The following is a 13,283-nucleotide window of genomic DNA, read 5'->3' as shown; positions in this document are numbered from 1 at the left end:
ACTGGTAAGCGGGGAAATGGTTTCCTGAAGTTCTTAATTAGTATCAGCAGCTAACGTTGGTTTGCTATCGCTGATTTCGTCTATTCGTGCAGTTTGCCGAACTGATACGATCTGAGCACCACCTTTTGCGGCGTGGGGTTTGCACTCCGCTCTCAATGTTTGGGAAAAGCCGAAGAATATACTTATTTAAAATATTGTTTTATTAAGTAAAACAATCAATTATCGGTAATGCCTATTGTTGATTTTTAATAAGCCGATATAGTGAAAGCGAGATTTCGTTTCGACCGACAAACGGTCCTGGAGGGCAAATGAAGATCGCTAAGATAGGAAATACCGGCATCGCCATGCTGATTGTCGTTATCGCCGGCTTACTAGGCATATTACCCATGGGATTAGTCTTTTCGATATTGCTATTTGCCGCCTTGATACGCGGCAGCGTGATGTTAATTGATAAAGCCATTGACAACGGGGCGCAAGCGAAGGAAATAGATCGGCATTGATCGGGATTATATCGGCCAGACCTAAAATATTCTTGCTCCTCCCTCTCGGGAAGCTGTCGTAAAAGCCCCTTCTCCGCGCGTACCCGCAGGGCATAAATACCCATAGGGCATAAAGGAGGAGGGGTGAAGTTTAAATTTTGTAGGTGCGAATTTATTCGCACTATGGGCGCTATAGGTCGAATAAATTTGGCCTTTATATGTTCAGCTCTTAACTTAACGGCATTGTGCGGCGAGTGGGTGAAAAATCAATAAACTATTGTTTTATATGCCTTCTATTATATAACTCGTGAGTATTTATGCACTTGTAAGTACGGAAGGATAAGTGATTGTTTCAACTTTTACGACAGCCTCCGCAGATGGGAGCCCAGTTGTCATTCCAGAATTGTAAAGTTATACCTGATGTCCCAAGAGCCGTTCACTGAGGGGATCAGAAGCGAATTGACTGGCTTCGGCTGATTCGACTTCGCTGCTTACAAGTCCAGGCTAAGGTTTACCTTATCTAAGGGAATTTATGATTGGCAAGAATCTTCAGCCAGCATACCGGCACGGATGCGTAAGAGAGCGGCCATGGATGGTAGGCTAGGAGTCATCCATGAAGCCTGGATTTGTTGCGTGGTCTAAGGGCTCCGGCCGTTGCGTAAGCCGAGAGTGTCTAAACACCCCTTAGCTGGTGCAAGCTGCTTTAACTGAATGCCTCGCGCATACTCAAAATCGTCATTTCGGCATGGACTACCGAAATCCGGGCTGCACGGATAGCTCGAAGCTTGGCATCCATAGCACTGGATGCCAAGCTCATTGCATTACGCATTCACCCGGCAGCCGGAGTTTGGACACCGCCGACGCCGCTATCGCTTAATCGATCAAATCCGTTCTTGCCACGATAGAACAGGCACTCAAGGCCAATCGCGAACAAATCCGAAACCACATCAATGCTAATCCTGACCTTAAGCTGCGGTATGACATACTGATTTCCATCCCTGGGGTTCGCCATTCTAAAATCCGGTAAACTTTTTAATCCAAATTTCTTTTTTGCATAACTACTGTAAAGACGGTGCCTGCCGGAATGACGGTTTTCAGGATGCGTGAGGCATTGAACTGAAGCAGTTGCATAATCAGAGATAGCCAATCGCCTACTCAGTTGAGATGTTTGAGCTAAACTAAAGTTGTCGAGTGGCAAGAGACCGAAGACATCGGCGTAGAACAAAGGCATCAGTCATACCGGTCAATAACGATCTGAGGTGGGGGAATGTTTGATACGTTACATTCGGAACATGAAAGCCTACGTATCCAAAAGCTGCACGAATACTCAATTCTCGATACTTCGCCGGAGCAGGTCTACGACGATATAGTCTCGCTGGCAGCAATGATTTTCGGCACGCCTTACGCGTTGATAACCCTGGTTGACAGCGACCGGGAGTGGTTCAAGGCGAAAATAGGCATAAGCGCCAACGAAAATTCGCGGGACGGCGGGTTTTGTACCCAAACGATTTTGCATCAGGACGTCATGGTGGTCGCAAATGCAGACCAGGATAGACGCTTCTCGAGCAATGCCCTGGTCACTGCGGCGCCGCATATTCGTTTTTACGCCGGCGCTCCGGTGCGCGCCTATACAGGCGAAGCGCTAGGCACGATTTGTATTCTCGACAGCGTGCCGCGAGAATTAAGCGAGGAGCAGATTGCCGCTCTGGGGGCCTTAGCGCGTCAAGTCAGTGTGGCCCTGGAACTTAGACGTAAAGCAATAGCGCCGAATGATGGTGTTACCGGCGTAAGATGCCTAGAACAGTTTGCCGGTTTGGTCTTGAATGCTTTGTCTGCGCAGTTTTGTGTTCTGGATGACGCAGGAAACATCTTAGCGCTAAATCAGCCATGGCTGGATTTCGAACGTGACCATGACCGTGATGCACAGGCGCTCGACATTGGCCACAGCTATCTGGCGCTGTTGGATGCCGATCTGGTTGAAAATAGAGGCGGAGAGGCGTTTTTCGCAGGTATTCGTGCAGTCCTGGCGGGGACAATACCCCGTTTTTCGCTCGAATATTGTTATCCCGGCGCGTCCGAACCACAATGGTTTGTCGGCAAAGCGCTGCGCTTTACCGAGCCAAAACCGGGCGGCATTGTCGTAATACATGAAAATATTTCCGAACATAAACGGCTGGAGTACCGGTTTCAACAAGCGGTGGAGGCAGCGCCTAACGCGATAGTAATGGTCAATGAGTCGGGAACCATCCAGATGGTCAATTTACAAACCGAAAGGTGTTTTGGTTATTCACGCCCTGAATTAATAGGGCAACCGGTCGAAATATTAGTGCCGGAGCGGTATCGCAGTGCGCATGTCGGCTTCCGCCGCGCCTACCTTGCCGCTCCCGCGTCCCGACCGATGGGGGCGGGGCGAGACCTCTACGGCTTACGCAAGGACGGCACCGAATTTCCCGTTGAAATAGGCTTGGGCTTGATCAATGATGCCAACGGTATCGTCATCGTAAGTTCCATCGTTGACATCACCGAACGTAAACGCCTGGATCATCGCTTCCGGCAAGCGGTGGAGTCAGCCCCTAACGCAATAGTCATGGTCAATGAGTCGGGAACCATCCAGATGGTCAATTTACAAACCGAGATGTCTTTTGGTTATTCGCGGACGGAACTGCTTGGGCAAGCGGTCGAAATCTTAGTGCCGGAGCGGTTTCGCAGTGCGCATGCCGGCTTCCGCCAAGCCTACCTTGCCGCTCCTGTGTCCAGACCGATGGGCGCGGGACGAGACCTCTACGGCTTACGTAAGGACGGCACCGAATTCCCCATTGAAATAGGCCTGGGCCTTATCGATGATGAGAACGGTACTATTGTCCTCAGCTCCATCGTTGACATCTCGGCGCGCAAAAGCGCCAATGACAAGCTTAGGCAAGCCCTCAACGAGAAAGAGATGTTGCTCAAGGAAGTGTATCACCGGGTAAAAAACAATCTTCAGGTAGTATCCAGCCTTATTAACCTCCAAGCCAGAAATGTCAAAAATGCAGAGACTGTGGAACTGCTTAAGCAGAGTGCCGACCGCATCAAGGCCATGGCCTTATTACATGAGAAACTCTACCATTCCAAGGATTTGGCTCGTATCGATTTCAATGAGTATATTCGTAGTCTGGCCGACCACCTGCTATATGGCTACGGGGATCGGTCAGGCAACATCGCAATAAGCATGAGCATCGACAATGTATTTCTTGATGTCGATACTGCAATTCCCTGCGGACTGATCATTAGTGAGCTGCTATCCAACGCTCTTAAGCATGCCTTCCCGGATGATAGGTCCGGCGAAATCGGCATCAGCTTTCGCCATGATGACGGGACGTTGATCCTGGTGATCTCCGATGACGGCATCGGCTTTCCTGCTGGTCTGGATTTCAAAAAAAGCACCTCCCTAGGCTTGCAGTTGGTTAACTCGCTGACCAATCAACTCATGGGGGACATGACGCTGGATCGGCAACACGGGTCTAGGTTTACCTTGCGTTTTGCCAGCGCCATTTAGTAGGAGGAAGCAATCTATGTTTGCCAGCAAAATCATGATCGTCGAGGACGAAGCCATTATCGCGATGGATCTTCGTGGTCAATTGGAAAGTTTCGGTTACGAAGTGGTCGCGACTGCGTTTTCGGGGGGACAAGCCATTAGCCTGGCAACCGAGTATACGCCTGATCTGATAATGATGGACATCGTGCTCAAAGGCCAGATGGACGGCATCAACGCCGCTCAAATTATCAGCGACTCCCTACATATCCCGGTGATTTTTCTGACCGCGTACAGCGATCCTTCCACATTGTTACGCGCGAAAGCCACTGGCGCCTATGGCTACTTAATCAAGCCGTTTCGGCCGGATGAACTGCACGCCTCTATCGAAGTCGCGCTGTATAAGCATCAGTTGGAACGCAAGCTGAAGGATAGCGAACAATGGTTTGCGAAAACCTTGCATTGCATCAGCGACGCAGTGATTGCAACCGACGCCGAAGGCAAAATCCAGTTTATGAATCCCGTCGCCGAGTTGACGACGGGCTGGCAGCAGGAGCAAGCCCAAGGCGCGGTGGTCAGTGAACTGATGACACTGCTGAACGAATCGAATCGCACCGTCGCTGAAAACCCTATCCCCTGGGTATTAAGCAACCGCGCGGTATGCGGCATGGACAGCGGCACCATACTCGTTTCCAAATCCGGTGAGGAGCTCCCCATCGATGACGGCGCTGCCCCTATCTTGGATGATGACGGCAGCTTGTTAGGTGCGGTACTGGTATTTCGGGACATTACCACGCGGCGGCAAATGGAAAATTTACTGCGGGAAAGCGAAGAACGCTTCCACAGCGCGTTCGATCTTGCCGCCATCGGGATGGCATTGGTCGCGGTGGACGGCCGTTTTTTACAAGTGAACGGCTCGTTGTGCAAAATATTCGGCTACTCAGAAGAAGAGTTGTTGAGTTCCAATTTGCAGATGTTCACGCATAACGACGATTACCAACAAGTGCTTGGCCGCCATCTACGCCAATTGTTGACCGACGAACTGCCGTCGTTTCAAATTGAGGTTGAGTGCTATCACAAAATCGCCGGCAAGCGAGTTTGGAGCCTGCTCAGCGCATCGCTGGTGCGCAACGCGGCCAACGAACCGCAGTATTTCATTGTCCAGATCCAGGATATTACCGACCGCAAGTACGCCGAGCAGCAATTGATTTATATCGCCAATCACGATCCCTTAACCGGTCTGCTGAATCGCGTCCAATTTCACAATCATCTTACCCAGACTTTAGCTTCCGCCCAGCGCTATGAAACCCGATTAGCACTAATGTTTCTCGATCTGGACCGCTTCAAACTGATCAACGATACCTTAGGTCACCGGCTGGGCGATCTATTACTGCAAGAGGTTAGCGAACGCTTAAAAACTTCGGTGCGCACCCATGACAGTCTAGCGCGGCTGGGCGGCGATGAGTTTATCGTGCTGCTGAGCAATATCAATCTGATCGACGATGTCGCCAGGATCGCCCAAAAGACCATAGAAATACTGACCCAACCGTTTAGCATAGAGGGTAACGATATCGTGATCACTGCCAGCGTTGGGATCAGTATTTATCCGGAAGACGGAGACACTAGCCAAAACCTGCTGATGAACGCCGATACGGCGATGTATCTTGCCAAGGAACGCGGCAAGAACAATTATCAGTTTTACACCAAAGAAATGACCGCAAGATCGCTGGAGCGTATGACCATCGAGCGCGGCTTGCGCCATGCCTTGCTCAATAATGAACTGCTGCTTCACTACCAGCCGCAGATAGACTCAAGCAGCGGCTGTATCGTCAGCGCCGAAGCGCTGGTGCGTTGGCAACATCCGGAATGGGGCCTGGTGAGTCCCATCCGGTTTATTTCGGTAGCGGAAGAAACCGGTTTAATCGTCCCCATCGGCATTTGGGTGTTGCGCACGGCCTGTTTGCAAACCAAGGCTTGGCAGGAGAACCATGGGCTGCTCAGCCAGGTAGCCGTGAACTTGTCAGCCCGTCAATTTCTTGAACATGATTTGTTTGAAACCATTAAAGCGGTGCTGGAAGAGACCGGCCTCAATCCCTCTTCACTGGAGCTTGAAATCACCGAGTCGGCGGTTATGCAAGATCCGGAAAGGACGCTCTCGATTCTGCAACAACTGCAAGAACTGGGAATTCGGCTCAGCATCGATGATTTCGGCACCGGATACTCCAGTCTAACCTATCTGCGGCGCTTTCCGGTCCATAGTGTCAAAATAGACCGTTCTTTTGTTCAGGACATTCCTAACGACGAAGGCAGTATGACGTTGGTGAGAGCGATTATCGCTCTGGCGCACGAGCTTAAGCTGGACGTGACCGCCGAAGGCGTAGAAACCGAAGCGCAATTAGCCTTTCTTAAAACTCAACAATGCGATTTATTGCAAGGCTATCTTTATAGCCGGCCGGTAACGGCAGCACAACTCGAAAAGATGGGAGGAGAAATAAACGGCCAATGTGCCCCCTACCGGAAAATTTCAAGTTAGGCGTCGCCTTGGGTGGTGAGGTGACAACAATCGGGCCCGTTTTTTAAAAATACTCTCAAACCGTGTAAATCCAAACGAGCTCGGAAAAACCAACTTCTTGCTCACGGGAGAATGGCACTTGTTCGGTCCGAGTCAGCAGTCAAATGCCATGATTCATCGGGCGCTTAGCTATGATCTTTTTCGCTCATATCACTAGCCCGAATATTTCATCATCCGTTAGCAGCATGAAGCCTGGGTTCCGGCACCCGTTAGAGCGCGAAGAGAATTCCTATCGGAATGACGATCTTCTGGGCGCGAGCTGAAGATTCTTACTAATCAGGAAGAAAAGTATCCAAAAGATAGTCACCCGGGTGCTGCTTAAATCCCGCGCTTTATCCCAGCGCACTGGGAGCAATACTTGGCTTCGGTGCAGAGCTTGATTAATAGCAAAAAGTCGAAACTTATTTGCCGTCCAATACGACAATCCCATCCCATTCCAACGGCGCTAATTCGCTAGATGCCAAAGTTTTTTGCAGATAAAAATGGCTTGGGCCGTCGTTGGCGTCGATAGCGAGTGCCGCTTGAAATAGTCGGGCTGCTTCCGTCCATAAACCTTGCTGGAAGGCTGCCAGGCCGTCGGCAAAGATGCGGTGTACTTTGTTCGATTTGGCATCGCTGCCGTGCTTCAGGTCGACGATTTCCACCAGCGTCACCGGCTCAGTGCGGCCGACCACGCGAAACGTACCCACCGGCCGGGAGACGATGTCGTCCAGATCGGCGGCGATGCTGTGCGATGCCAAAATCCGCGTGCCTAAATACTTGTTCACTCCTTGAATTCGCGAGGCGGTGTTGACCGTATCGCCGATGGCCCGGTAATGGCTGGATGCACCCGTATCCAGGCTGCCCAGCGTGAGTTCGCCTTCATGTAAGCCGATGCGAGTGGCGAGCGGTGCCAAACTAGAGGATAGATTGAAGGATTCCACTGCCGTGGCCATGTCCAGTGCGGCCAAACAGGCGGCGCGGCGTTGGTTGCTTACCGGCGCATCGAACCACACCGCCATCATCGCGTCTCCGGTGACATCAGCGATGACGCCGTCGTGCGACACTACCGGATGGCCTAGCACTTGGTAATAGGTATTCAATAACTCCCACATTTCCCGAGGCGAGTGTTGGGCGGCGATGGTGGTATAGCCTTCGATGTCGGTAGCCAGACATAAACCGGAAACATCTTTTTCACTTCTAGCGCTGCCGGCGTTAGCGGTTTCCGTCCATTGCCCCGGCGCTGCGGGCAGCATGCCAACCCATTGCGGAAACACTCTACTGACGAATTCAAGTATCCGCCCGCGTTCGCACATTAAGTCGTAGCGCGACCAGGCCAAGCTCAGCAGCCAGGAAAGCGGCAATTGTATTAATAACGGCCCGGCGACCGGCAACCACCAATGGTGCTGGCCGAACAACCAGACAGCCGAGCCCGCATAAGCCGAGGCAAAGACCAGACTGAGAGCAATGCCGGGCCAACCGGCAAAACCGACCAGCAACAGAGCGATAAGTAAGCCAAATACGCTCGATAGAAACCAGCCCGGCGCGGGTATTTCGATAAAACTGTCTTCCAGCAAGTTGGCGAATTGCGTGGCCATGATCTCTACGCCGGCCATTTTGCCGGTGCGCGAGTCGGAATAGGGGGTTTGGAAAAAGTCGGATTTGCCGGGTGAAAACTGGCGATTGGCGCGGCCGACGAATATCACTTTACCTTGTAAATCTTCAACCTTGCCTTCGTAAACATCTGCGTACGATTCCATTCTCAGTGTGCGCGGCGGGCCGTAGTAATTGAGATAGCGGCTGTCGCCTGCGCAGATCAATTGCTTGGCGCGGTGGTCCAGATTGGGTGAGTTTGCACACGCTCGGCGCTGCGCTGTCAACCAAGCCGACAAAGGCTGTTCTTCGGGATTTGCGCTGCTTGCTTGTTGGTAATAAAACCAGGCCAAGACCGGTAGACTGGGTGCTTCGGCGAGCGCATCGTAAAAGGTCCAGGACTCGCGAATGCTGGCGTTTTCCGAGTCGTTTATTAGAAAAAACGGTGCACTATCCAGCGCCGCCTGGGCAATTGCCGGTGTTGGCGACAGTTTGCGCATCACTACCAGTTGCTCGGATAAGGTTGTCTCTGGTGCGCCTTCGCGGGAAATGGCTGGCATTTTATTGCGGTCCGAACATTCTTCCCGTCCGTAAAAGTCCTCGACACCTCGGCGAAATTTTTGCACACATTCATTGATCAAGACCTTGCCGGCAGCGCGCATCGCATCAGCCAGCATAGGGTCTACGCTGGGATTCGAGGTGATAAATTGTAGATCGAACACGATCAAACTCGCGCCTTGGCGGTTCAAGTGGTCAAGTAATTTTGCATGAAACTCGCGCCAGCGGGTCAAGTCTTGACCCACGCTAAAGCGAGTCTCGGACGCTTCGTCCATCGCGACAATTACCACTTGATCGGGTGGTGTTTGCGGGCCGCGGATTTTGAATAAGGTGTCCAAACCCAGTCTACTTTCTGTATCGAAAGCTAAAACTACCAGCGTGCTTAGCAAAAACCCCAGAACGGTGATAACGGCAATGCGTAACAGACGGACCATAAGGAGTTTGCCTGTCGTGGATTAGGCATTAAACGATTATGAATTTGGTGGACTGCATAGGCGAGTCCACCAACAATGATTTGCAGCGCCTCTCGTTAGAGCGGTTATTTATTGAAAAGCAGCGTCGATTTCTTCTTGTGAATAACAGATTTCATATTGATCGCCATTAACGTAATAGGTGTTGCAGTAGGAGCCTTCGAATACCGCTTTTACAGATACAAAAAACTTGGCTTTAACTTCTTTATTATTTTTTAAAATTACACCGTCGACAGGACCAGTAATTTTCATCGCGTTCAATACGGCTTCGTCCACGCTAAGAATTTGGCTTTGGCAGTCTCCGGTAATTGGTCCAGTTTTTTGATTACTTTGTCTAGTATCTTTGCTGGCACCCTCTTTGCCGGGCGTAGGTGCTTTGGTGCAAGGTTTGACTTCCTTGCCAGTCAGAGCATCAATTACAACAGATTGATTAGTTTTAAAATTAATACCTTCCGCCATTATCGCTGTTTGTTTTAGCAGTGTGGGTACTGCGGAACTTTGTTTTACCGGTGGGTTGTGTTCGGTTTTTTTGTCACACGCAATGATTAAGGTGCTCATCAATAGGAAGGTTGCCGCTTGCATTTTTTTCATTATATTTCTCCTGTTTTTAAAAAATCCTGATCGAAAATAGTCGTCAAATTAATAAAACAAACTCAGTTTGACGAACAATTGCCGCTCAGGGATAAAAGGGCTAAGTTGGGGGCCGCTGGCGTCGAATACGCTTTGGTAAACAAAGTTATTGTCGAATAAATTACGGCCTTCCAACGCTAGCGTGCCTAACCTATTTGGAAGCCGATAGCCCAACAGGGCATCGAAAACCCAGAAGCTTTCGCTGTCTCCTGTAAAGGCGGGGGTGCTGCGGGGAAGGCCGGTTAAAGACCTAACGGATGTGACATGCTGATCTACAAAGGTGCCGGACAATTTGGCGAAAAGACCGGAGTTATGAAACAGATTAATGGACAAGGGTACCTGATGGGAGGCGACACTGCGCGGATTTGCTCGGTCCACGTTATTTACAACAAATTCCCGTTTGAATTTTTCGAAACGATATTCACTCTTTAAGGTTAACCAATCGCTCGGCGACCAATAAAGATAAGCCATGTGCGTTGCTTCATTCCGGCTAAATTGCGAGGAAATATTGTTGATAGACTGCTGACTGTCACGCCATATAATTTCTCCACCCATAAATAAATTATGTGTAGGTTTGTAATCTAAACCAGCTGCATATTGCCAGGCGGCAGCGCCATTATTCTCGTCGTAAAATTGATTAAAACCGGCAACTTGCGTAGGTTCTATGGTCTGATTGTTGGTTAGCGGTCTTTTGACGGTGCGGAAAGCTGCACTGCGTAAGGTCAGATTTTGAGTGGGATTCCAAATGATGCCGAATTTAGGATTTAACTGATACTTCTTGAATGTGGCATCTTCATAGGAGTCATAACTCAGGCCTAAAGTAGTATTTAAGTCAGACGATAATTTATATTTTAAATAACTATAAATATTAAAATATTCCGTTTGTCGCTCAGTTTGACGAGAGGGGCCGTTGAGTGCAATCCTGCCTCGCCTTAAAAAACTTTTCGATAGAGTATCATTGTCAGAGTTGATATAACCAGCTCCGCTAGTAATGTCGTAATGTTCATTATTGAAAATATGCTGCAACTCGGTTTGGTAACTTTTGATATCGGATGTTATATCGGTAAGTGTATCGAAGAAACCGGGTGTATTTTCGCTTACAATGTACTTCCTAGTGGTATAGAAAGAAGAGAATAACAAATCCTGCTGACTATTAATCCGGTAATGTGTTCCAAGTCGCGCAGTATCTTGCTCAACCACTTGCTCTTGGATAGGGTGAAAGCGGTTTAAACGAAAAGCCGTATCCCCACTTCGAACATCCTCGGTTTTTAACTCCACCTGCACATTCAAATCCTGGGTGATGGCATACTGGGCAAACGCATCGTAAATGTCTTGTTTGTAATCGTCGTTTTGCCGAAAGCCGTCGGTTTGATAATGAAATTGCCCAAAACTCATCGACAGTTTGTCGTACACGCCTGAGACGATGGCATTATCGGTAAGGGTGTTGCGGCTGCCGTAGGCGCCGTTTAAAACCATATGCGCGCCGTTGCCGGTGTACAAGGAATCGTACTCGTTGACCGATAAGCTGCCTGGCCCGGTACTGTTCAGAATGCCGATATTTTCCCCGGTCAGTTGCGGCTGTACCGGCGTAATATTAATGGGTTGCAGCAACTGAGCCTGCAACAGTTCACTGGCACGGGCGACGCGGTAGCGCGGTTGACCGACGTAAGCATCCGAGAGAAAGCGATGCGCGGACGGATCGGTAGCATCGTGCCCCAAGGATTTCCAGGCTTCCTTTAACGCCACCCGGCCAAAACCCAGATCGTTATATATACGTGCCAGATTGGCGGTGCGGGCCGCCGCGTCTTCGTCCAGCAGCAGTTTCGAACGGTATACGCCACGGTTTTCGTTCAGTTCTATCGACTGTTGCATATCCCGCAGCGCTTCGACCGGACGATTCAAGGATTGCTTGCGTAGTGCATCGTAAAAATAAGGCGTGGGGTCTTTCGGATCGTGTTGTTTCGCCAGGTCGAATTGATCGCCGGCCAACGCTGGGCGTTTTTCTTCGTAATAGGCTTTGCCCAGATAGCTGCGTAACAAGGAATTGTTCGGGTCGAGAATAGCGGCAATTTCCAGATCGCGGCGGCCGGCTTCCAGGTCGCCGCTGCGGATTTTCGTTAGACCTAAACCCAGTCTCGGTAGTGGCGCGGTAGAATCCAGCTGCACGGCTGCTTCGAAATGCCGTAATGCTAGGGCAGTATCCACTCTGAATAATTGCGAAAAGCCCTGCACGGTTTGGGTTCTTTCCAGATTGGGGTCCAACATAAAAGCCTTGGTTGCCGATTCTGCGCTTTCGGTGCGCAAGCCCAGCGCCAATTGCAGTTCGGACAACCGCGCCCAGGTCATGGCGTCATTCGGTGATAGTTCACTGGCATGCTGCGCCGCTGCCAAGGCTTTTTCCAGTTCGAATCCAGCTTGTTGGCTATACGATAATGCTGAGTAAGCAGTCGCCGATTGCGGATTTGCCGTCACCGCGCGTTCGGCCAGATTCAGCGCGTCGGCTTTGCGGTTTTGGGTCAGCGCCAGAATACTTTCCAGTGCTAAAGCGTCCGCGTCATTCGGATTGCCGGAGCGCAAGGCTTGAATATCCTGCATCGCCAACTGGCTTTGCCCGGCTGACAGTCTGATTGCCGCGCGGGATTTCAAAAACGCTGAAGACTGTTCAGCCGGCGGCGTCCGGTCCAAAGCGCTTAGGGCCAAATCGACCCGGCCTTGCCGATAATTCTGAATCGCTGCGCGTAGAGCAGGGGTTATAGCTGGCTCGGACTCTGAGTAGGGCAATAGTGGCGGGTAATACAAGGCCCAATTCACCGCATCGGCGGGTTTAAGGTCGATTTGCGCACGCGGGGCCTGACCCAATAAAGTTTGTCCGGCTTCTCCGGCCTTTAGGTGAAGGTCCCCATAGGTATTGAAAAAGCGCACGGCGCCTTCGTAGACCCATAATTGGGCGCTGCTATCGTCGGCGCGCAACGCAAACTCGGTGCCCTCCGGACCGGCGTTAGCGATGGGCGTGGTAATTTGTAATTGCTTGGGGGTGCGGCTGATGAAATGGACAAAGCCTTTCAGCAAATCCACCAAGGTGGCTTGGTTGGGGGCGATGCCATTTAAAGTGAGTACTGTGCCTTCAGCAAGGCGCAGGGTGATGCCGTTGGGTAGCAACAAGGATGCGCGGCTGTAGGCTTCGACCCGGATTCGACTACCTTCGCAAAGGGTTTGCTCGAGCTGCGCAGGCTGCCATTGTCCCTTGGCGCTGGCGTCGTAAAACAAGCTGCCTTGCAGCGATACCAGCCTGGCGGCCTTTTCCACGCTACAGCTTGCCGCAGTCGCATCGGTTTCCGCCAAACACATTGGCGTAAATAAAACCATGAAGCAAATCACAAGGCAGCGCATTTTATCTCCGAAAGGTGTTTTTTTTCGGATGATAAAGTCTGAAACCCTAACTGATCAAGGTAATAATTAACTTTACTCGGGATTTTCTTATTTTTGTCAAT

7 protein-coding genes are annotated in these 13,283 nt (G+C 50.6%); 3 read left to right on the top strand and 4 right to left on the bottom strand.

Annotation, left to right across the window (positions count from 1 at the left end):
* Positions 1-308 precede the first annotated feature (308 nt).
* Complete coding sequence (locus A1332_RS05200) at positions 309-500, top strand: hypothetical protein (protein ID WP_064007501.1); 192 nt, start codon at positions 309-311, stop codon at positions 498-500.
* Positions 501-1,308: 808 nt separating this feature from the next.
* Here A1332_RS05200 and A1332_RS05195 read toward each other — a convergent pair.
* The gene (locus tag A1332_RS05195; RefSeq protein ID WP_064007500.1) at positions 1,309-1,710 is read right to left on the bottom strand and encodes a hypothetical protein; all 402 of its coding nucleotides are present in this window, start codon (positions 1,708-1,710) and stop codon (positions 1,309-1,311) included.
* Between the two features lie 36 nt (positions 1,711-1,746).
* On the opposite strand from A1332_RS05195, the gene A1332_RS24645 reads away from it, so the two are divergent.
* Both A1332_RS24645 and A1332_RS05185 read left to right on the top strand, forming a co-directional pair.
* Complete coding sequence (locus A1332_RS24645; protein ID WP_082879541.1) at positions 1,747-4,014, top strand: PAS domain S-box protein; 2,268 nt, start codon at positions 1,747-1,749, stop codon at positions 4,012-4,014.
* Positions 4,015-4,030: 16 nt separating this feature from the next.
* Positions 4,031-6,523 carry an EAL domain-containing protein gene (locus tag A1332_RS05185; protein ID WP_064007499.1) on the top strand — a complete coding sequence of 831 codons (2,493 nt, stop codon included), beginning with the start codon at positions 4,031-4,033 and terminating at the stop codon, positions 6,521-6,523.
* Between the two features lie 440 nt (positions 6,524-6,963).
* Here the strand turns inward: A1332_RS05185 and A1332_RS05180 are convergent, their stop codons facing one another.
* The 3 genes from A1332_RS05180 to A1332_RS05170 form a co-directional block, all read right to left on the bottom strand.
* Positions 6,964-9,126, bottom strand: a complete 2,163-nt coding sequence (locus tag A1332_RS05180) for a CHASE2 domain-containing protein (RefSeq protein ID WP_064007498.1) — start codon at positions 9,124-9,126, stop codon at positions 6,964-6,966.
* 108 nt (positions 9,127-9,234) lie between these two features.
* Positions 9,235-9,753, bottom strand: coding sequence for a hypothetical protein (locus tag A1332_RS05175; RefSeq protein WP_064007497.1), 519 nt, complete (start codon positions 9,751-9,753; stop codon positions 9,235-9,237).
* A 48-nt stretch (positions 9,754-9,801) separates the two neighbouring features.
* A complete protein-coding gene (locus A1332_RS05170) occupies positions 9,802-13,182 on the bottom strand; it encodes a FecR domain-containing protein (RefSeq protein WP_064007496.1) in 3,381 nt (1,126 codons plus the stop codon).
* Between the last annotated feature and the right edge of the window lie 101 nt (positions 13,183-13,283).

This window comes from Methylomonas methanica (assembly GCF_001644035.1).
Taxonomy (GTDB): Bacteria; Pseudomonadota; Gammaproteobacteria; order Methylococcales; family Methylomonadaceae; genus Methylomonas; species Methylomonas methanica_A.
This window is presented reverse-complemented; position numbering and strand designations above follow the sequence as displayed.

Excerpts from the sequence above, each read along its gene's own strand:
- A1332_RS05200 (WP_064007501.1), top strand. The coding sequence starts at position 309 with ATGAAGATCGCTAAGATAGGAAATACCGGCATCGCCATGCTGATTGTC.
- A1332_RS05195 (WP_064007500.1), bottom strand. The coding sequence starts at position 1,710 with ATGCCTTTGTTCTACGCCGATGTCTTCGGTCTCTTGCCACTCGACAAC.
- A1332_RS24645 (WP_082879541.1), top strand. The coding sequence starts at position 1,747 with ATGTTTGATACGTTACATTCGGAACATGAAAGCCTACGTATCCAAAAG.
- A1332_RS05185 (WP_064007499.1), top strand. The coding sequence starts at position 4,031 with ATGTTTGCCAGCAAAATCATGATCGTCGAGGACGAAGCCATTATCGCG.
- A1332_RS05180 (WP_064007498.1), bottom strand. The coding sequence starts at position 9,126 with ATGGTCCGTCTGTTACGCATTGCCGTTATCACCGTTCTGGGGTTTTTG.
- A1332_RS05175 (WP_064007497.1), bottom strand. The coding sequence starts at position 9,753 with ATGAAAAAAATGCAAGCGGCAACCTTCCTATTGATGAGCACCTTAATC.
- A1332_RS05170 (WP_064007496.1), bottom strand. The coding sequence starts at position 13,182 with ATGCGCTGCCTTGTGATTTGCTTCATGGTTTTATTTACGCCAATGTGT.